Origin of the sequence: Burkholderia sp. A2, assembly GCF_001729305.1 — a bacterium.
In the GTDB taxonomy this organism is placed as follows: domain Bacteria; phylum Pseudomonadota; class Gammaproteobacteria; order Burkholderiales; family Burkholderiaceae; genus Burkholderia; species Burkholderia sola.
This window is the reverse complement of the sequence record NZ_LZXX01000090.1, coordinates 511558-533403: the sequence shown is the minus strand read 5'-3', so window position 1 is coordinate 533403 and position 21846 is coordinate 511558. Positions and strand designations below refer to the sequence as shown.

Annotated in this window: 8 protein-coding genes; 6 read left to right on the top strand and 2 right to left on the bottom strand. The window is 66.5% G+C overall.

Annotated features, from left to right (window positions below):
* Positions 1–299 precede the first annotated feature (299 nt).
* Complete coding sequence (locus A9Z05_RS14320; RefSeq protein ID WP_069618645.1) at positions 300–1220, bottom strand: LysR substrate-binding domain-containing protein; 921 nt, start codon at positions 1218–1220, stop codon at positions 300–302.
* 108 nt (positions 1221–1328) lie between these two features.
* Here A9Z05_RS14320 and A9Z05_RS14315 point away from each other — a divergent pair, with 108 nt between their 5' ends.
* Together A9Z05_RS14315 and A9Z05_RS14310 are read left to right on the top strand one after the other, a co-directional pair.
* A complete protein-coding gene (locus tag A9Z05_RS14315) occupies positions 1329–2411 on the top strand; it encodes a tartrate dehydrogenase (protein ID WP_069618644.1) in 1083 nt (360 codons plus the stop codon).
* A 169-nt stretch (positions 2412–2580) separates the two neighbouring features.
* Positions 2581–3891, top strand: coding sequence for an MFS transporter (locus A9Z05_RS14310; protein ID WP_069618643.1), 1311 nt, complete (start codon positions 2581–2583; stop codon positions 3889–3891).
* A gap of 78 nt (positions 3892–3969) precedes the next feature.
* Here A9Z05_RS14310 and A9Z05_RS14305 read toward each other — a convergent pair whose 3' ends face one another.
* Positions 3970–4485 (bottom strand): AAA family ATPase, encoded by a 516-nt coding sequence (locus tag A9Z05_RS14305; RefSeq protein ID WP_069618642.1) that lies wholly within the window; start codon positions 4483–4485, stop codon positions 3970–3972.
* Between the two features lie 245 nt (positions 4486–4730).
* On the opposite strand from A9Z05_RS14305, the gene A9Z05_RS14300 reads away from it, so the two are divergent.
* From A9Z05_RS14300 to A9Z05_RS14285, 4 genes are all read left to right on the top strand, one after another.
* Complete coding sequence (locus tag A9Z05_RS14300) at positions 4731–6869, top strand: filamentous hemagglutinin N-terminal domain-containing protein (RefSeq protein WP_256121990.1); 2139 nt, start codon at positions 4731–4733, stop codon at positions 6867–6869.
* Positions 6869–8695, top strand: coding sequence for a ShlB/FhaC/HecB family hemolysin secretion/activation protein (locus tag A9Z05_RS14295; protein WP_069618640.1), 1827 nt, complete (start codon positions 6869–6871; stop codon positions 8693–8695). Before A9Z05_RS14300 ends, A9Z05_RS14295 begins: the two co-directional genes overlap by 1 nt.
* 11 nt (positions 8696–8706) lie before the next feature.
* Positions 8707–9627, top strand: coding sequence for a peptidyl-prolyl cis-trans isomerase (locus A9Z05_RS14290; protein WP_069618676.1), 921 nt, complete (start codon positions 8707–8709; stop codon positions 9625–9627).
* Between the two features lie 154 nt (positions 9628–9781).
* On the top strand, positions 9782–21844 hold the full coding sequence (locus A9Z05_RS14285) for a filamentous hemagglutinin N-terminal domain-containing protein (protein WP_371090892.1): 12063 nt from the start codon (positions 9782–9784) through the stop codon (positions 21842–21844).
* Positions 21845–21846 lie beyond the last annotated feature (2 nt).

Genomic DNA, 21846 nt, shown 5'->3' with positions numbered 1-21846 from the left:
GGGGTGGCGGCCGGCGCTGCCGGGTGCGGTTGCTACCGGCGATCGCTACAGCGGGCTGGTAGCGGTGGCCTGACGGCGGTATGCCAGCGGAAAGTCGTCAAGCGGTTGCGAGGCGGAACACGCCGGCCATCTGATCCATATCGGAGGATGTAAATATTTTGGCGATTTAGCACGAAATTCGCCGGAATATTTACATCGTATGCCGCAGGGCCAGCAGTGCAGCGGCATACGGAGAGGCACAGGCGTGCGCATGCCCGCAGCACCGACAGCCAACCCGCATGAGGTGCGGAATACCCGCCTTACACCACCCTAAACCGCCCGAATTCCTCCGCCAGAAAATCGACGAACGCGCGAATCCGCGTGGACATCTGGTGACGCTGCGCATACACCGCGTAGATGTCGGCGCTCGGCGTTTCGTGCTCGGGCAGCACGACGACCAGCCTGCCGTCGGCGAGATAGTCGCGCAGATCCCATTCCGCGCGCATCAGGATCCCGTGCCCGTCGAGCGCCCACTTCACCGCGATCTCGCCGTCGTTCGTCGTCAGGTTGCCGTTGATTCGCACGGCTTCCGTGTGGCGGGCCGCGCCGCGTCCGCTCGTCAGGCGCCACACGCCGTAGCCCTCGTCGCCTTGCCGGATGCCGATGCAGTTGTGCCGCGTCAGGTCGTGCGGCGTGCCGGGCGTCCCGTGGCGCGCGAGATACGCGGGCGCCGCGCACAGCAGCCGGCGGTTCGGCGCGAGCCGCCGCGCGACGACGCGCGTGTCGGGCGGTTCGCCGAAGCGGATGCACACGTCGAACGCGTCGTCGGTGAGCGGCGGCGGCATCACCGACAACTGCAGCTGCACCGACACCTCCGGATAGCGTGCGATGAAGCTCGAGATCGCCGGACCGACGTGGCTGCGCCCGAAACCGAGCGTCGCGTTCACGCGCAGCAGGCCTTTCGGCCGCTGCTTCGCGCTGCCGAGCAGCTCGCCGAGTTCGTCCATCTGGTCGAGGATCCGCCGCGCGTAGTCGAGATACACGTCGCCTTCCGGCGTCAGCATCATCCGCCGCGTCGTGCGATTGACGAGCGTCACGCCCGCGCGCCGCTCCATCTGCGTGAGCCGCTTGCTGACGGCCGCCGCGGTCAGCCCGAGTTCGCGCGCGGCCGCGCTCAGGCTGCCCGACGCGGCCAGCGTCGAAAAGAAGCCGAGATCGGCCGGCTGGACGGTATCCGCCATGACGGGATTCATGAATTTAAGTTAAAGATGCTTTGAGTATAGCCCCGGTTTCCGTACTTCCGGTTCGGTAAAGTGCGTTCACGCTCATGATCAACCGAGGATGTCCCCATGAAGACCTACCGTATCGCAACGATTCCCGGCGACGGCATCGGCAAGGAAGTGGTGCCTGCCGGCAAGCAGCTGCTGGAAGCGCTGGCCCGCGGCAGCGACCGCTTTGCGTTCGACTTCGAGGATTTCGACTGGGGCGCCGATTACTACCGCCGGCACGGCGCGATGATGCCGGCCGACGGCCTCGACGCGCTGCGCGGCAAGGACGCGATCCTGTTCGGCTCCGCGGGCGACCCGGACGTGCCCGACCACGTGACGCTGTGGGGCCTGCGCCTGAAGATCTGCCAGGGCTTCGACCAGTACGCGAACGTGCGCCCGACGCGCATCCTGCCCGGCATCGACGCGCCGCTGAAGCGTTGCGGGCCGGACGACCTGAACTGGGTGATCGTCCGTGAGAACTCCGAAGGCGAATACGCGGGCGTCGGCGGCCGCGTGCACCAGGGCCATCCGATCGAGGCCGCGACCGACGTGTCGATTCTCACGCGCGCCGGCGTCGAACGGATCATGCGCTTCGCGTTCCGGCTCGCGCAGTCGCGGCCGCGCAAGCTGCTGACCGTGATCACGAAGAGCAACGCGCAGCGGCACGCGATGGTGATGTGGGACGAGATCGCGAAACAGGTCGCGCAGGAGTTTCCCGACGTGACGTGGGACAAGGAGCTCGTCGACGCGGCGACCGCGCGCATGGTCAACCGCCCGGCGTCGCTTGACACGATCGTCGCGACCAACCTGCACGCGGACATCCTCAGCGATCTCGCCGCCGCGCTCGCGGGCAGCCTCGGCATCGCGCCGACCGGCAACATCGATCCCGAGCGCCGCTATCCGTCGATGTTCGAGCCGATCCACGGTTCCGCGTTCGACATCACGGGCAAGGGGCTCGCGAATCCGGTCGGCACGTTCTGGTCGGTCGTGATGCTGCTCGAACATCTCGGCGAGACGGACGCCGCCGCGCGCGTGATGCAGGCGATCGAGGCCGTGACGACCGACCCGTCGCTGCATACGCGCGACCTCGGCGGCAGCGCGACGACCGTGCAAGTGACGGCGGCCGTCTGCGAGCGCGTCGCGAACGCGGCGGTCGCGGCCTGACGGCGGCGACGCGGTGACGGCCGCGCGTGCGCGCAGCCGAGCGCCGCCCGCTCGCTTCACTCACGCATTTTCAGCCCGCGACTCGCGCATGCGACGCGAGCCGGGCGCCGGCCGACGCGCGAGGTCCATCGACCGACGGCGCACGGCCCGACCTCGAAGGAGGAGACACATGCAGGCGGATCTGGAAACCCGCGTCGCGCGGAAACTGATGTGGCGCATCATTCCGTTCGTGATGCTGCTTTACTTCGTCAGCTTTCTCGATCGCGTCAACGTCGGCTTCGCGGCGATGACGATGAACAAGGCGATCGGCCTGTCGCCGACCGCGTTCGGCTTCGGCGGCGGCCTGTTCTTCATCGGCTACTTTCTATTCGAAGTGCCAAGCAACCTGATTCTCCATCGCGTCGGCGCGCGCATCTGGATCGCGCGCGTGATGATCACGTGGGGGATCGTGTCGGCGGTGTCGGCGTTCGCGGCCGGGCCGACGAGCTTCTACGTGCTGCGCTTCCTGCTCGGCATGGCCGAAGCCGGTTTCTTCCCCGGCATCATCCTGTACCTGAGCCTGTGGTTTCCCGCGAAGCAGCGCGCGGTGGCCGCCGCGTGGTTCATGGCGGCCGCACCGATCTCGACCGCGATCGGTTCGCCGCTGTCGGGCGCGATCATGCAGATGCCGCCGATGTTCGGGTTTGCCGACTGGCAGATGCTGTACATCGTCGAAGCGCTGCCGGCGGTCGTGCTCGGCTTCGTCGTGCTGAAGCGCCTGACCGATACGCCGTCGCAGGCCGCGTGGCTGCGCGCCGACGAGCGCGACTGGCTGATCGCGAAGCTGAAAGCGGAAGCGGATGCGCGCCACACGCATGCCGGGCATACGGCCGGCGCGTGGCAGGCGCTGCGCGACCCGCGCGTGCTGGCGCTCGCGCTGATCTACTTCGGCACGTCGGCGGGGCTCTATACGCTGGGCCTGTGGGCGCCGCTGATGGTCAAGCAGTTCGGTTTCACCGCGTTGCAGACGGGCCTGCTGACCGGCATTCCGAGCATCGCCGCCGTGGTCGCGATGATCGTGTGGGCGCGGCACTCGGATCGCACCGGCGAGCGCACGTGGCATGTTGTGATTCCGTGCGTGCTGGCCTGCATCGGCTTCGTGTTCGCGGGACAGGCGAGCACTGCGTTGCTGACCGTGCTCGCGCTGGTGGTCGTCAACATCGGGATCAGTGCCGCGAAGGCGCCGCTGTGGGCGATGCCGAGCGCGTTCCTGTCGGGAGCCGGCGCGGCGGCGGGGATCGCGATGATCAACTCGATCGGCAATCTCGGTGGGTTCGTCGGGCCGTTCGCGATCGGCTGGCTCAAGCATGTGACGGGCGGGTATGCGGCGGGGCTGTATGTGGTCGCGGGGACGCTCGCGGTGTCGGCGGTGGTGACGCTGATGTTGAGCCGGAAGGGGGCACGGGAGCAAGTCGTGTCGGGTGTACGGCAACATCATTGAGAGCGGCGCGCGTTCGCTTGCATGCGTCCGGACGCGCATGTGGTGCGCCGGCGACGGCGCACCACCGAAGCAGTCGCGTCAATGGGCGGGAAGGGCCACGCGGCGAGCGATCTCCGTCGCGCACCCCTCGGCCGATGCGCTCGACGTATCGATCACGCAATCGCTGAACGCGCGCGACGCATATCCTTCCCGATACATCTGCGCGATCCGTTGCCGCTCCCAGTCCGTCAACACACGCGCCCCCCGATTCGATCGCGCAACCGCTTCGGGCGGCGCCAGCGTGACGACGAACAATCGCGCATCGCGCGCGTCGCACGCCGCGCGCAGCCGCTCGAATTCCGCTTCGCCGATTGGATAGGCGATCACGAGGTGGCGTTCGCGCGCCAGCGCGATCTGCGTGACCAGACGCTCCAGTGCGATGGCCCATTGCACGTCGAACGGCGCATCTTCAGGGGCGTCGTGATCGTCGCCGTCGATGAAGCGCGCGTCGGGCAGCATGCGTGCGAGCGCGCGACCGATCGTCGTCTTGCCGCTGTTGATCGGACCGTTCAGATGGATGACGGTAAGCGGCGTGTTCGTCGATGTAAAGGACATGAGGAGCGGGATTGATGGGACGCCTTCATTGTGCCTCGACGTGAAATCGATTTGTAATGTCGACTCCGAAGCGATTAGAAAAATTATTCGATAAAGCACCCTAAAGAAAGGCGTGGCCCCGCCGTTACTCTTTCTCGGTATCTCAAAAAAAGTATGACGAAAGCAGTACAACCACACGACCAAAAAACCGAGGGCGCGCGGCCGGCGAAGCCGTGCGCGGGATCAGAATGGGATGCACCGATTCAATGGGGCGCGCAGGCAGCGGGGGCTGGCGCGCGCTGTGCCTTTGCCTTGCCGTAACGGGACTGCTGCCGCATTGCGCCGCGGCCGCGGGGATCGCCGCGGACGGCGGCACGCCGACGAGCGTGTCGGTCGGGCCGAATGGCCGGCAGCTCGTCAATCTTGCGCCGGCGGTCGCCGGCGTATCGAGCAACACGTATTCGTCGTTCAACGTGACGGCGGCCGGTGCGACGCTGAACAACGTCGGCATCAATGCGCGCACGATCGTCAACCAGGTGACGAGCACGAACCGCAGCCTGATCGAAGGCGAGATCGCCGTGGCGGGGCCGCGCGCGAACGTCGTGCTTGCGAACCCGAACGGCATCACCGTCAACGGCGGATCGTTCGTCAATACGGGGCACGTCGCGCTGTCGACCGGCAACGTGAGCTTCAACGACCTGCAGATCGCCCCCGGCGTGATCCAGCGCAACATCGTGCTCGATACGTCGACCGGCACGATCGTCGTCGGTCCGGGCGGCCTGGCCGGCGCGCTGATCGGGCTGGATCTGATCGCGAAGAACATCGTCGTGGACGGTGCGATCGACAACACGTTTTCGTCGGCGACGGCCGGCGTGCGCCTGCTGGCCGGACGCAGCCGTGTCGAGCTGAACACGGGGCTGTCGCCGAACGACAACGCCAACGACTGGCTCTCGCGTACCGCGACGACCCAGCCGGACACCGCATCGTCCTACGCGATCGACATCACGGCCGCGGGCAGCGTGACGAGCGGGCGCGTGCAGTTGATCGTCACGGACCGTGGCCCCGGCGTGCGCAGCGCCGGCGCGATGAATGCGTCGCTCGGGGATTTCACGCTGACGTCGAACGGCAACGTCGAGATGTCCAACGCGAAGATCGACGTCGCGCGAGACCTCGACGTCACCGTGCAGGGCGGCATGACGCTGACCGACACCGACCTGAAGTCGCGCGGCGGTCACGCGAATGTGTCGGCAGCCGATGCGATCGCGTTGACGGGCAGCAGCCTGATGGCGTCGGGCAGCGTCAAGCTGAGCGGCGCGGGCATCGCGCTGAATCCCGACGACGCGATGAAGGGCGCCACCGTGGCATCGTCGCAAAGCGGCGTGGTGCTCAAGAGCGCGGCGGACATCGTGAACGTCGGCTCGCTGGTGCAAGGGCAGACCGCGATCGACGCGGATCCGGATTCCGCGGGCGCGGTCACGCTGAACGCGGCGGGCCGCATCCTGAACCAGTCGCTGCCGCGGACGCGGATCGGCATCCTGTTCGGCGTTCAGGGCGACGTGTCGCTGACCGCGGGCGCCGAGGTCGTCAACCGGAATGCACGGATCCTGTCGAACCGGAACGTTTCGATCGACGCGGGCGGAGATCTGCAGAACATCGTCGACCACAGCACCGGCGTGCAGAACGGTGCGGTGGTCGGCTTCTCCGAGCAGGGCGGCCGCTTCCTGTTCTTCAAGCATCGTAGCGACGGTTTCACCGTCGACTATGGCGCGCTGGCCGACGCATCGAAACTCGCGTACATCACGGCCGATGCGGGCAACGTGACCATACGCGCCGCGAACGTGACGAATATCGGCGGATCGATCCTGTCGAATGGCGGCGCGATCGACATCGCCGCGCGCGAAAACATCCTCACGCAAGCTGTTTTCACCGGGCAGGCAGCGTACCGGCGCTCGTGTTTCGTGTTCTGCCGCGCGAGCGCATCGTCGAACGTGCAGGCGTTCGGCGGCGTGATCGAGGCCAACGCCGACATCCAGCTGAAAGCTGGTACGCAGATCACGAACACGGGCGGAACCGTGCTCGCGCTCGGCGCATTGACGCTCGACGCGCCGAAAACGCTTGCGCAGGGGGTGCCGGGCTATACGGTGATCAACCGCGACCACGACCTGAAAGCGTGGTTCGGCAATCGTTGGGCGGCGATCTATGCGGCCGACACCGGCGGTGTGTTTACCGGCGGAACCGGCAAGGTACGCCTGACCGGCGAGGCCGACATCGAAGGCGGCGCGTACAGCGCGCCCGAAGGTGTGCTCGCCGCGGGCGGCGTCGTGACGATCCGGCCGCCGCATCGCGATCTCGTGACGATCGGCAACCGCAATCACATGGGTCTCGTGTCGTGGTTCGGCCTGTGATGTCGCACAAGAATCACCGCATTGCCGCCGCGCTCGCGCTGACGATCGGCGCAATGTCGCCGTGCGCGCATGCACAGCTCGCGGGCGCGCCGCCGGCCGGCGCGCTTCCGGGCCTCGGCGCGCTCCCGGCCGGGCTTGCGGTGCCGCGTGCGGAACAGGATCCCGCGCAGCGTCTGCTGCAGGAGCAGCGCGACCGGCAGCGTCGCGACGAGATCGCGCAGCCGCCGGCGCAGATCGCGGTGCCCGAGCAGCCGGCGATGCCCGACCTGCCGCCGGGCGCCGACGTCGACACGCTGCCGGACGTCGCGCCGACGTTCCTGATCGAGCGGATCGAATTCACCGGCGACGCGATCCTCGGGCAGCACGAACTGGACCGTATCGCGGCGCCATTCATCGGCAGGCAACTCGGGCGCAACCGGATCAACCTGCTGCTGCGCCGGCTGACCGAAGCGTTCATTGCGCGCGGCTACATCACGACGCGTGCGTACCTCGGGCCGCAGAATCTCGCGTCCGGCACGCTGAAGATCAATCTCGTTCCCGGCCGCGTGGCCGCGTTGACGCTGAACGGCAAACCGCTGAGGCCGCGCGATCCCGACGAGAAGTGGTACGAAGTGCGCGGCGGCGGGTGGCTGACCGAAGCCGGCACCGCATGGGCGTTCGCGAGCACGCCGGGCGATGTGCTACGTCTGCACGATCTGGAGCAGGGCGTCGACCAGATCAACCGGTTGCGGCGCAATCAGGCCGAAATCCGGATTCTCCCCGGCGAAGCGCCGGGCGATTCGATCGTCGCGATCTCGAACCGCTACGGCGACCGTCTTCATTACGATTTCGGCATCGACAACTACGGCAGCGCGCAGACCGGCAAGACGCGCTATCGCGCCGGTGTCGAAGCCGACAACGTGATCGGACTGCAGGAATCGCTGTCGTTCAGCTACGTCGGGACGACCGACACGAATGCGGTCGTGTTGTCGGCGGCGGTGCCGTACGGCTATCAAACGTTCAGCTACACGGCGTCGATGTCCGAGTACCAGCAGGCGATTGGCGACGTCGCGCTGATTGCAGGGCGCACGTTCAGCCAGATGCTCGGCTGGAACGACGTGCTGATGCGTTCGCCGCGCGGACGCATGAGTATCGACGTGACGCTCAACAAGCTGCGCACCGAGCGCGACCTCAACGGCATTCCGTTGTCGCCGCAGAACCTGACGGTGTTGCGTGTCGCGCTGAACGGGCTGTCCCGCTTCGTCATGCGCGATCAGGGTGCGGCCGCGACCTGGGATGTCGGCGTGTCGCAGGGTTTGCCTTGGCTGGCGGCCAGCCACGATGCATCGGACATTGGCATCGACGATGCGCACAGCCAGTTCACGAAGCTCGATGCCACCGGCACGCTGCAGTTCACGCTCGGCAATTTTGCCGGTTCCATCTGGGCGTATCGCGGCACGCTTCGCGCGCAGTACAGCCGCGTCGCGCTGTTCGGCAACGAGCAGATCTTTCTGGGCGGCATGGGCTCGGTGCGCGGGTTTACCGAAGGCGGGATCGCCGGTGACAGCGGCGCATTCGTGCGCAACGAGCTGGCCTGGCAGAACGTGCCGGCGTGGCACGACGCGCGCCTCGAACCGTACGTGTTTCTGGACGGCGGCAAGACGCACCTGAACGCGCAGGGCGGCTGGCCCTCGCTCGTCGGCACGGGTGTCGGCGCGCGCGCGCAATGGCGTTTGAAAGGCGGAACCCTGTCGACCGAAGTGCTGGTCGGGCAGGCGCTCGCGCAACCGGCCGCACTCGGCAAGAAGGCCAGCGTGTTGCTGGCAACACTCAACTGGACGGACTGATGGAGAACTTCATGAATCGCCTGTCGAACGGTCGCGAGATCGCGATGCAACCCAACCTGTCGACGCGTATTCGCAAGATCGGCGTCGCGCTCGTCGCGGCGATGCTTTGCGGCGCTATCGTCCCGCACGCGTACGCGGTCCCCAAGGCGGCGAAGAAACCGGCCGATGCAACCGCCGCGATGCCCGCCGATGCGATCGCGAGCGTGAACGGCGTGCCGATCCTGCAAGCGCAGGTCGACGAAGCCGTGCGCGCGTCGAAGGCGCCCGATACGCCGGCGCTGCGCGCGGCGCTGAAGAACCAGCTGATCGCACGCGAGCTGTTTCGACAGGCGGCGCTCAAGCAGCACTACGACACGAAGCCGCAGGTCGTTGCCGCCGTCGAGCAGGCGAAGGCGCTCGCGATGACGCAGGCGTACCTGCGCGATCAGGTCAAGCCGGCGCCCGTCACGGACGCGGACGTCAAGGCGCGCTACGACGCGGTTGTCGCGACGCTCGGCGAGAACGAATACAAGCCGAGCGTGATCGCGGTCAACGACGCGGACACCGCCAAGCAGATCCTCTCGCGGCTCAAGAAAGGCGAGGACTTCGGCGCGCTCGCGCGGCAGTTCAGCAAGGGGCCGGCCGCGGCGCAAGGTGGCGCGCTGAACTGGATCTCGTTCAAGACGCCGATCGAAGCAGGCCACACGCAGAACTGGCCGCAGCCGCTCGCCGAAGCGCTCGTGAAACTGCCGCAGGGCGGGCTGACGCGCGAACCCGTGCAGGTCGGCGATGCGTACTGGATCGTGCGCGCCGACGACAGGCGCCCGACGCAGGTGCCGCCGTTCGACCAGGCGAAAGACACGCTGCGGCAACAACTCGAGCAGGTCGCGATGGAGAAGGCGACCGCGCAGGTCGTTGCGGATCTGATCCGCAACGCGCGGATCCAGCAGTAGGCGGCAAGCAGTAGGTAGCAAGCATCAGCGTCGGGCAGCCGCCCGGCGAACACGCATGCGATGCCGGGCGGGGAAACCCGGCATCGCTCGGCGCCACGGTCGGCAGGCCGGTGGCGTACGGCGCGGGACCATGAAACGAAGCGAACAACAGAAGATGAACACGTCCAAGCGTAAGACCTTGCAGCAGCTTGCCGCCGCCGGTGCGGCGCGAATCGGTGCACGTGCGCGGTCGGCGGCAAGTGCGCCGCGATTCTTCGCGGTCGAGCAGGTCGCGGGATCGTACCGCTGGTGGCAGCGTGCGACGAGCGCGCTGCTCGCGCTGGCGATGTTCATCGGACCGATCACGGTCACCGTCGAGCAGGGTCGCGATGCAGCCGGCGTGCTCGGCGCGGGCAATCGCCGTATCGACGACGACGCATGGCAGCGGCTGCTCGATCTCGCGTCGCTGCATGTCCGATTCTCGATGCAGCTCGCGGCCGCCGCGCCCATCGCCGATCCCACGGCGCCGATCTCGTTTCAGCCTGCCATCACGCAGTCGACCGGCGCAGGCGGCGGCGTGCCGGTCGTCAATATCACCGCGCCGAACGCGGCCGGCATTTCGCTGAACCAGTATCAGCAATTCAACATCGATCCGGTCGGGCTGATTCTGAACAACAGCCTGATGTCGGGCACGTCGCTGACGGGCGGCAACGTGCAGGCCAACCCGAACCTGAACGGCCGCACGGCGAGCGTGATCGTCAACCAGGTCACGTCGACCGGCAATGCCTACGCGAGCTTGCTGAACGGTCCGCTCGAAGTGTTCGGCGCACCCGCGGCCGTCGTGATCGCGAATCCGAACGGGATCACGACACGCGGCGCCGGCTTCACCAATACGATCGGCGTGACGTTGTCGACCGGCGCGCCGCAGTTTCTCAGCGGCGTCGGCGGAAGCGCGAGCGCCTTCGCGAACGCGAAGGCGCTCGGCTACAACGTGACCGGCGGTCACCTGCAGATCGAAGGCAATGCCGGCGTCAACGGGCCCGGAGCAGGGATCGAGGGGACCGTGGGCACGATCGACCTGATCGGCGAGACGATCGGCATCAACGCGCCGCTCTACGCCGGCACGCGCATCAACGTGATCGCCGGGCGTCAGTTCGTGACACCGGCCGCCGTCGATACCTACGGCACCACGTACGGCACCGCGTCGAACGGCTCGGACAACTCCGCCGCGGCGATCAATGCCGCGAACGGCGGCGCGAATCGTTCGCTCGCGATCGACGCGACCGCGTTCGGCGCGATGACGGCCGGGCAGATCCAGGTGGTGAGCACCGCGGCGGGGATGGGTGTGCGATCCGACGCGCAGCTTGCCGCGAACGCGGGGGACTTGCTGCTGTCGGCGAACGGCGACGTCTCGGTCGCGGGCTCGGCCGCGCAGCAGCAGGCGACGGTCCACAGCGCCGGCAACGTGTCGATGACCGGTACGCACATCGGGGTCGGCGGTTACGCGATCGACGCGAATGGCGACGTGACGTCGACCGGATCGATCCAGTCCGGCGGCAAGCTTACCGTGGCGGCAGGCGGCAACGTGAACGTCGCGAATGCACAGGCGCACGGCGACATGACGGTCGCGGGCGGCACGAACGTCACGCTCGGCGACGTACAGGGCGGCGGTGCGTTGTCCGTTACCGCGCGCGGCGCCGACGGCACGGGCGACGTGAACCTGAACGGCACGTCGGTCGTGACCGGTGCAACGACCGTACAGGCGGCCCGCGACGTCAACGTGAACGGGCAGACGAACAGCGACACGCTGCGCGTAACCGCGCAACGCGATGCGACGATCAACGCGGCGCTGCAGACCTCCGGCGCGCTGGCGTTGACGGCGACGCAGGGCAGCGTCGCCACGCATGCGACGGTGAAGAGCGGGGGCGATCTTGCGCTGACGTCCGGACAGGACACCGTCGTCGCATCGCAGGCGACCGCGCAGAACGCGGTGAGCGTGCAGGCGGGGCGCGACCTGAGCGTGAGCGGGTCGCTCGCGAGCGGAACGACGTTCGCCGCCGATATCGCGCGCGACGCGTCGGTCGGCGGCTCGCTGATGGTCGGGACCGACGCGCGCGTGGATGCAGGGCGCAACGTCGATACGTCCGGTGTCGTGATCGTCCAGCGCAACGGGTTACTGAGCGCAGGCAACGACATCACCGGAAGCGGTTCGATCGCATTCGGCCAGAACGGCGCGTTGAACGCCGCGCATGACGTCGCGCTGACCGGCAAGCTGCTCGCCAATGGCCTGCAGGTCGACGCGGGCAACAGCGCGAATCTCGCGACGGTCCAGGCGGGCGGCGCATTCGGTGTGACGGCAAACGGCAACGCTGGCGGCGGCGACGTCGCGTTCAACGGCAATGCGGCTGCACTTGGCGCCGCCGACGTGCGCGCGTCGCGCGACGTCGTCGTGAACGGCACGCTGGCCGGTGGCGCGCAGGTCGCGCTTGCCGCGCAGCGCAACGTGATCGTCGGCGGCAGCGGCACCGTGCAGGCCGTCGGCGATCTGGCGATGACGGCGGCCAGCGGCAGCGTCGCGTCGGCCGGCACGTTGAACGGCGCGGGTGCGCTGACGGTGCAGGGCGCGCAGGATGTCTCGCTGACCGGCGCGACGACCGTAACGGGCGACGTGTCCGCCACGGCCGGCCGGGATCTCGTGATCGGCGGTGCGTTGGCCGGGCAGGGTGTCGCGACGCTCACGGCCGCGCGCGACATCGTCGCCGGCGGCACCAGCGGCTTCGTGCAGGACACGACGTTGAGCGCGGGGCGCGATATCGGCGTGACCGGTGCGTTCCAGGGGCGCGCCGTCTCGATGACGGCAGCCGGCTCGATCGCGCTGAACGACGTGCAGGCCAACGCGGGGCTTCGGCTCGCGACGCGCACGGGCGACGTTTCGATCGGCGGCAACGTGAACTCGCTGACGAACGGGACGATCGACGCGGCGCGCGACGTGATCATCAATGGCACGTTGCGCACGGCAAGCGGCCTGGTCATCGGTGGTGGCCGCAATACGTCGATCGGCGGGACGGTCCAGTCGAACGGCGATGTCGCGCTGACGAATGCGGCCGGCTCGCTGACGAGCACCGGCAATATCCAGTCGGGCGGCAATCTGTCGGTGAACGCCGCGCAGTCCGTGGATCTGGGCACGCACTCGACGTCGTCGCTCGGCGACCTGACCGTGGACGCGGGACGCGACCTGACGATGAACGGCTCCGTCGTCGCGCAGGGCAACGGCACGCTGAACGCCGGCGGCGCGATAGGCGGCGCGGCCGCCGTTGCGTTCGGGCTCGCGGCGAACCTCGGGTCCGGCGGCGATACGACTCTCACCGGTTCGCTGCGCGGCGGCAACGTGCGGACGACGGCCGGCGGATCGGCCACGCTGCACGACGTGCAGGCTGCGTCGGCGCTCGCGCTCAATGCGGCGAACGACCTGAGCGTGACCGGTGCGGTGACGGGCGGCGCGGACGTGGCGCTTGCTGCGGCGCGCAATATCGACATCAGCGGTTCGTTGCAGTCGGCCGGCAACACGTCGCTGCTGGCGACCGGCGGCAGTATCGGGTCGACCGGTGCGATCGCGAGCAATGGCGCGTTCGACGCGCAGGCAGGCAGCGACATCAACCTCGGCGGCAACACGACCGTGTCGCGCGACACGACGCTCGCGGCCGGACGCGACGTCAACGTAAGCGGATCGCTGGCCGGGCAGGGACAAGGCATCGTCAATGCGGCGCGCGACATTGTCGGCGCAGGCACGTTGACGTTCCGCCAGCAGGCCACGCTCGAAGCCGGGCGCGACGTCGCGCAGCGCGGGCTGATCCAGGGGCAGTCGGTCAGCGTGACGGCGGCCGGCAATGCGGCCGTGAACAACGTCGAATCGACCGGCACGATCGCGCTACGCGCGAACGGCACGACTACCGCAACGGGTGCAGGCGATCTGCGCATCGACGGTTCGGTCGCCGCCGCGGGCGCGATCACGGCGTTCGCGCAGAACGACGTTGCGATCGGCGGCAAGGCCGCGAGCGGGTCGACGGTCGGCGTGACCGCGCAGCGGGACATCGCCGTGAGCGGCGCGATCGAGTCGGTCGGCGATACGGCGCTCGCTGCGCGGCAAGGCAGCCTCAACGCGACCGGCGGCATCAACAGCGGCGGCAAGCTCGCTATCGCGACCGGCCTCGACCTGTCGCTCGGCGCGAGCACCAGCGCGATCGGCGACGCGACGCTGACGGCCGGCCGCGATGCCACGCTGAACGGCACGATGGTCGGACAGGCGAACGGCAAGGTCACGGCCGCACACGACATCAACGGCGGCGGCAAGCAGGCGTTTGCCGAGACCGCGACCTATGCGGCGCAGCACGACGTCGCGCTGACCGGCGGCATGCAGGCGGCCGCGATCACGGTGACGGGCGGGAACAACGCGACGCTGCACGATGCGTCGTCGTCGACCACGTTGACGCTGACGGCGAACGGCAATGCTGGCGAAGGCGATGCGGGCGTCACGGGTGCGGCGTCCGCGCAGGGGGCGGCGAACGTGACGGCGGCGCGGGACGTGTCGATCGGCGGCACCCTCGGCAGCGGCGATGCGCTCGCATTGACCGCGCAACGCAACGTGGCGGTTAGCGGCGGCGTGGAGTCGAACGGCGATCTGAATACGACCGCCGCGAACGGTAGCGTCATGCTCACGGGGTCGACCACGACGGCGGGCGCGTTCAACAGCCTTTCCGGGCTCGATACGCAGCTCGGCGGCCAGATCGCGGTGGCGAAGTCGACGAACGTGCAGGCCGGCCGCGATATCGCGTTGACGGGGACACTCGCGGGTCAACGCGACGGCACGCTGAGCGCGGGCCGCGACATCAACGGTGCGGGCGCCGCGGCATTCGCCCAGGCGGCGACACTCGATGCCGCGCACGACGTCGCGCTGACGGGTGCGCTGCAAGCTGCGGCCGTCAACGTGACGGGTGGCAACAATGCGGCGCTCGGCACGGTTCAGGCCGTCAACGGCAATCTCGACGTCACGGCGAAGGGCGGTGCCGGCGGCGGCGATGTGACGCTCGGCGGAGCGGCCACCGCATTCGGCGCGATGCAACTGCAAGCCGCACGAGACGTTTCCGTTGCGGGCGCAATCAACACCGGCGGCACGACGACGATCAATGCGGCGCGCAGTGTCGCGCTGTCGGCGGTGAATTCGGCGGGCGATCTCGCCGTGATCGCTTCGGGTGGCGACGCGCGTGCGACGAGCCTGACGACGCAGGGCAACCTGAGCGTTGGCGCCGCACAGGACATCGCGGTGACGGGGCAGAGTGTCGCGGGCGGCAATGCTTCGCTGAACGCGGGCCGCGACATGGCGCTCGCAGGCGTGGGCGCGCAGCAAAGCGGCACGCTGACGGCGGGTGGCTCGGTGACTGCCGACGCGATCGCGTTCGCGCACCAGGCGAGCGTCACCGCGGGCGGCAATATCGCGGTGACGGGCAACGTCGCGACCAACGGCGATCTCGCGATGACCGCCGGCAACGATTTGTCGGCCGGCTCGGTGCAGGCGGGCGGCGCGATCGGATTACGGGCGCAGGGCCGCAACGGCGCCGGCGACGTGATGGTGAACGGCGCGGTGACGTCGGGCAACGCGACGACGATCGTGGCCGCGCGCGATGCGGGTATCGGTGCCGCGTCCAGCGGCGGTGCGCTGAACGTGACGGCCGGACGCTCGCTCAGCGTCGCGGGCGCGATCAATGCGACCGGCGACGCGACGCTGACCGCGACGGCGGGCAATCTCGGCGTCGGCGGCGCGGTCATGTCGACCGGGAATGTGCGGGCCAATGCGGGCGGCGGACTCGCGCTGCTTTCCGGCGGGCTCGTGAACGGCGATACGACGTTGACGTCGGGCGGTGCGATGACGCTCGGCGGCGCGCTGTTCGGTCTCGGGGCCGCCAGTATCAACGCGGGCGGTGCGCTCGGCGGCGGCGCGGCACTGACGTACGGCAAGGACATCGCCGTCAATGCCGGAAACAGCATCACGCTCGGCGCGATTCAGGGCGCCGGCAAGTTGACGGCGGTGTCCGGCGGCGACATGTCGCTCGGTGCGACCACCGCGGTCGGCGACGTGTCGGCAAAGTCGACAGCCGGCAGCGTGTCGTTCGGCGGCTTGTTGCAGTCGGGCGGCAATGTCGCGGTTCAGGCCGCGAACAACGTGTCGCTCGCCGGCGGCGTGGGCTCGATGGGGACCGTCGACGTCAACGGCATCGGCGGCAACGTGTCGGTCGCGGGCGTGTCGGCGAACGGGGACGCGACGCTGCATGCCGGACAAACCGTCGCATTGACCGGCAACAGCATCGTTGCGGGGCAACTGGGCGTGTCGGGCGGCAACGTCACGCTGAGCGGTTCGGCCGTCGGATCGAAGAACGTGACCGTTTCCGCGCAGGGAACGGTCGATGCCGGCAATGCATCGCTCGTCGCATCGCAGAACCTGCAGGTGAACGGCGCGAACGTGACGCTCGGCAATGCGACGGTCGGCGGCGCGCTCACCGCGCAGGCATCGAACCAGCTCACGCTGGCGGGCGGCAAGGCGGTGAACGTCGTCGGCAACGCGACGCTGGCTTCGCAGAACGGCTTGTATAACGCCGCGAACGTGCTGGCCGGATCGCTCAACGTGTCAGCGCCGAACCTGACGAATGCGGCCGGTGCGTCGCTCGCGTCGATCGGCACGACGACGATCAATGCATCGAGCTTCGCGAACGCCGGGCTGGTGAACGGGACGACGACCAACGTCACCGTCGGCGGGGCGCTGACGAACGTGGGCGGCTCGCTGATGGCGGTGAACGCGCTCAACGTCAATACCGGGACGCTGAACAACCAGAACGGGATCGTTTTTGCCGGCAATCCGCAGGCGGCGACCGGTGCGACCGGCGACGTGTCGCTGACGATCAATGGCGGCAACGGCGCGTTCTACAACGCGGGCGGACAGCTGCTCGCGCAACGGAACATGGGGATCAGCGCAGTCAACATGGCGTTCGATCCGTCGCAGGGGACGATCAGCCAGGGCGGCAACCTGTTGATCACGGCCGGGTACGTGAATGTCGGCGGCACGTGGAATTACGGCGGGCAGAGCGTTTCGCTGACGGGGCTGAACGGGATCACGAACAACGGCACGATCACCGGGACGTCGCCGTTGACGCTGACGGCAGGCGGCAGTTTCGAGAATCACGGGCAGGTCACCGGGGCGGATGTGACGTTCAACGGCACGCTGAACAATGCGGCCGGGGCGGTGGTGCACGCGGATAACGCGTTGACGCTGAATGGCGATACGACGAACCGCGGGACGGTTGAAGCCGGCAGTGTGCTGACCGTGAACGGGGGGAATTACGACAACCAGGGTGCGACGACGCAGTCGAAGGGGGATGTCGTGTTTCGCTTGGGTGGGACGTTGCAGAACACGGGTGGGTCGATTGTTGCCGGGCGGAACGTCAGTATTTCTGCAGGAAGCGTGATCAACGACCAAACGGCGCCGTCGGGGGCGGTAACCACAAGATCCGTGGTTGAAGACCCAAACTTGCTATGGTCGGGCACCGTCGGCTCGGAATCGTTCCAATACTATGGCCCCGTCGCCAACGACAGCGGCAGTACGTTCTACGGCACCCTCAGCGGCAATCGGAATGTGACGTTTGGCGATCTGCTTGCGCCGACGGGTACCGTCAATGGTTACGACGTCGGGTATTTCGACGACAGCCCTTGCCCCCGGGATTGCACGTTCAATCCGAGCTCGCCGGTGGCCGGCTCAGGATATGTCACCTTTAATCAAGTCGTGACAGCGGTCAGCTACGGGAACTCCGGCAATGCATCTAGCCAGCCTATGTGGTATGTCGGAGCTGGCCCGCAGCCGGGTGCCGTCAAGACGGTTTCACTGAAGTTGCCGACGATATATCAGACTTCCACGAGTCAGCAGCCAGGTACTTCGGGTGTAATTTCGGCAGGCGGCTCGATTGACTTGTCTGCCAATGCGCTGTCGAACCGTGGGGGGCAAATTGCGGCCCAAGGTAACGTCTCGCTGAACATCCAGAATCTAAGCAATGGCGCCGTGGCGCCCACGGTAGTGAACCAGACGACCAGGCAAGTCGATCAGGATGAGTATTCTGCATTCCTATCGCAACTGAAATCGCTCGGAATCATCTCGGTCGCAAATTCGGGGAATATCAATTTCAACATTGCCCCCGCCCAAATCAACATTTCCACGGGAGCAACGGCGCCGTCGTCTACCGGGACGCTCAGTTCTTCGACGCCTACGGGCATGATCGCCGCAGGCAACAACCTGACGCTTGGTGGCGGCAATTTGACGAACGAAGGCCTGCTATTTGCCGGAAATAACGTTGCAATTGCCTCCGGCACGTTGACCAACCAAGGCGGCAACCAGCAGAACTATGCGAGCCAGGTCGGCTGCGCATCCGGCGTGCCGAACTCCGCGTGCGGCAACGCAGGCCAACCGCGCGGCAACAACCCGACCACGACGACGTTCGGCTACAGCCAGAACGACGCGACGATCTATGCGGGCCACGATCTCGTGATCGCGGCCGGCCAGATCAACAATACGTACGGCAACCTGCTCGCAGGCCACGACATCGTCATCGGCGGTGTCGGCACGACCGCAAGCTCGACCACGCCCGCACAGAGCCTGAACAACACGTCCGGCAACATCGTCGCGGGCAACGACATCAAGCTCAACGTATCGGGCGCGATCACCAACAATCTGCCGCCACCCGTACCGGTACACGAGAACTACGGCAAGCACGAGCAATACTCGGGCTGCATGACGGCCGGCGGCTACAAGGAAAGCTACTGCGAGGGCTATGTCGACCAGCAGTCGGGCAGTTCGTCGGTGATCAGCGCGGGCAACAACCTGCAGATCAATGCGGGCAGCCTGACGAACATCGGCAGCCTGATCGCGGCCGGCAATAACGCGACGATCGCCGTCGCAGGCCCCGTCGTGAACGAGGCGCAAGTGCTGAACGCCTACTGGCACTCGCATTGGGTGCAGGAAACCGGCATGTTCAGCAGCGACAAGCGTCACGACATCTGGGCGTGCGGTACGCCGGAGCAGTGCAAGGCCTTGTACGGAAGCGCATACACGAGCACGGGCGGCACCATCGATCCGCCGACGCCGGTCGGCAACATCGCGGCGACGATCCAGGCGCCGAACCTGTCGATCTCGTCGGGCGGGCAGATCCAGAACGTGGGCAACGTGATCGGCACGTATGTGTCGTTGACGGGCCAGAAGCTCATCAACGGGATCACGACCGCGAACACCTACACGCCGCGTGTCAATGCGCCGTCGCAGGTCATTTCGCTGAGCCCGGTGGACTTGCCGGGGCTGAACCTGTCGGTGCCTCGTGCCGTCGGCACCGGCAAGCTGCCGACACCGATCGCGGGCGCTGCGTCGTACGTCGACGCGTCGCTCGGCGGTTCCGTGCTGGGCTCGCTCGGGCCGCAGGACTTGCTGAACAATCTGCCGTCGGCGCTGCAGCCTTCGTCGACGCTGTTCTATTACAACCCGCAGGAAGAGGACCTGCTGTTGCAGCAGGCGGCGCTGAAGCAGACCGGCAAGTCGAGCTTCGTCGACGGGCTGACGTACGACAACGAGAAAAACCTGTCGGTGACGGCGCAGGAAAAGATGTACCTGTACCAGAACGCGGTCGATTACTCGAAGGCGCACGACCTGCAACTGGGCGCCGCGCTGACGCAGGAGCAGATCAACACGCTCGACAAGCCGATGCTGTGGTACGTCGAGCAGACGGTGCCGGACCCGACGTGCCATGCGACGGGAGCGGCGACGTGCCCGACGATTACCGCGCTGATGCCGCAGGTGTATCTGCCGCAGGACACGCAGGCGCTGTCGGCGGGGGGCAACATCTCCGGTCATGACGTCACGCTGAAGTTCAATCAGGACGGTAACGGCAGCATCCTCAATACGGGGAGCATTACTGCGTCGGGGACGCTGAGCGTCGACACGCACACGCTGACGAACCAGGCGAATCAGGTTGATGTCGGCGAGATCTGGCAGAAGGTTGATGGCGGGTATCTGAAGACGACCGGGACGGTGGTGCAGCCCGGTGGGTTCATGAGCGCGGCGAACATGGAGTTGAATGTTCAAGCGCTCAATCAGATCGGTGGGGCGCTGCAGAAGCTGGCGGCCGACGGAACGATCGATCAGAACGGGACCCAGCAAGCGCTTGCGGCGCTTCAACAGCAACTGGGCGGCAACTTCACGCAGACGGCACTGAGCGACAACCTTCATCAGGATTTCGTGAAGGAAGGCGGCTCGTTCGGGATGACGCAGATCTTCTCGATGGTCGTCGCTGTTGCCGCGGCGATCATGATGCAGCCGGAAATCTCGGCTGCGATTGCGTCGATGTCGGGGGCTGCCGAAGCGGCTACCACGGCGGCATTCATGGCGGCTCAGCAGGGGCTGACAGGTGCTGCTATTACAGCGGCGGCAAGTGCGGCAGGCGGTTCGCTGGCCGTTGGTGGGTTGGCCAACACGATGATTGCAGTCGGGCTGAGTTCGTTTGCATCGAGCGCGCTCGGCCAGGTGGTCGCTAGCGGCAAGATCGATTTCGGCGCGAGCCTGAAGAATGGCCTGATCGGAGCCGTGACTGCCGGGCTGACGAACGGCATCACGTTTGACAGCGGTTCGGGCTCGTTCGGGTTCAGCGCGAATGCTGCATTCGAGGGAAGTGCGCCGTCTCTTTCGGCGCTGGCCGGTGTGCAAACGACGGGTAATGCGTTGGTGCCGCAGGCTGGAGCGGCATCGGGATCGCTGTCGACCGCAGCGTTGGCACTGTCTGCCAATGCGGCGATTCAGGCCGGCACGCAGACGCTGATCGGCGGGGGAAGTTTCCTCGATAGTTTGCGAGACAGCTTCGTGAGGGATGCGGCGGCCGCTGCTGCGTACGCGATAGGGAATGCAAATGGAGCCAAGGTCTTTGGCGATGGGCTTTCAGGAGAGTTGAGTTATGTAGCGTCGCATGCTGCGCTCGGCTGTGTAGCAGCATCCGCAATAGGACAAGGGTGCGGAGGTGGTGCGATTGGCGCCGCCGCGAGCGCGGCCCTTTCGCCGGACTTTATTAAAGCTGTTGATCCGACTGGCGCGCCGTTGAATCCAGAGCAACTGGCGGCGCTTGCCGCGTTCGCAACGTTTGCCGGTGGCGGTTTAGCGGGATTGGCGGGCCAGAGTACGGTTGTTGGAGGCACCGCCGCGCAGAACGAAGCGCTCAACAATGATGCGGGCGATCCTGCTCATATAGCCCAGGCGGCCAAGGACGGCGGCTTTATCAATGCATTGCCGATTCCCGAAAAACTCGGCGTTTTGGCTCTCGCTGCGCTGCAAAACAATGTGACGGGCCCACTCGCAAACGCGATTCTTCATACCGGCACACCGCAGAATCCCCAAGATCCTAACCAGATCGACCCCAGTAGCAGCGGACCGCGCACCGGAGGGCCGAGCGCTCCGGCCATTGTCACGGCAGTATCGGCTCTGGCATGCGCGTTGTCGGGCGGCGAGGCTTGCGGTTTATTGAGTTTGCCAGTGGTTTCGCCGGGGGGGCCGAGCGCGCCGAGTAACGCCCTTTTGGCAAGTGGTAATAATTCCTCTAGCTCTGGAGGGACACAGAATTCGGGCGCCCTTAACGTGAGTGCTCAGAAGGCGCTTGACGCAGTATCGAGAACACCTCCGGCTGAAGCAACGAGCGGCGGTTATGTCAACAGCTCAAAAATCTGCCAAAGTAGTTGTAACGTTCAGGATCTGAATTCGGCGCAGCAGAGTACTCTGCAAAGTATTCTGCAAAATGGTGATCCGGGGGGGACTAAGACAGAGGCTCTTGTTGACTCAGTCAGTCAAAGCGCTGGTTATAATATTTTGTCTGGAAGTAAATATGGATCCAACAACGGGTTCGATCACGTACTGCAAGGGATCGATGGAAGCGTTACTATTGTGGTCGATTCTAAGCAAATCAATGGTGGGAGTGTAAGGCTTGGAGTGACTGAGGCTGGTACTCAGTTGAGTTCAAGTTGGATAAATGCTACCTTGGATAATTTGCCAACCAATTCGCCGGCGCGAATTGCTGTTACAAACGCTCGAAACAATGGGCAACTGTTCACAGCGGTCGCTGGTGTAAACAAGGTAACTGGAAACTTGGTGATTGTGCCTGTTAAAGTAAAGTGAAG

Excerpts from the sequence above, each read along its gene's own strand:
- A9Z05_RS14320 (WP_069618645.1), bottom strand. The coding sequence starts at position 1,220 with ATGGCGGATACCGTCCAGCCGGCCGATCTCGGCTTCTTTTCGACGCTG.
- A9Z05_RS14315 (WP_069618644.1), top strand. The coding sequence starts at position 1,329 with ATGAAGACCTACCGTATCGCAACGATTCCCGGCGACGGCATCGGCAAG.
- A9Z05_RS14310 (WP_069618643.1), top strand. The coding sequence starts at position 2,581 with ATGCAGGCGGATCTGGAAACCCGCGTCGCGCGGAAACTGATGTGGCGC.
- A9Z05_RS14305 (WP_069618642.1), bottom strand. The coding sequence starts at position 4,485 with ATGTCCTTTACATCGACGAACACGCCGCTTACCGTCATCCATCTGAAC.
- A9Z05_RS14300 (WP_256121990.1), top strand. The coding sequence starts at position 4,731 with ATGGGGCGCGCAGGCAGCGGGGGCTGGCGCGCGCTGTGCCTTTGCCTT.
- A9Z05_RS14295 (WP_069618640.1), top strand. The coding sequence starts at position 6,869 with ATGTCGCACAAGAATCACCGCATTGCCGCCGCGCTCGCGCTGACGATC.
- A9Z05_RS14290 (WP_069618676.1), top strand. The coding sequence starts at position 8,707 with ATGAATCGCCTGTCGAACGGTCGCGAGATCGCGATGCAACCCAACCTG.
- A9Z05_RS14285 (WP_371090892.1), top strand. The coding sequence starts at position 9,782 with ATGAACACGTCCAAGCGTAAGACCTTGCAGCAGCTTGCCGCCGCCGGT.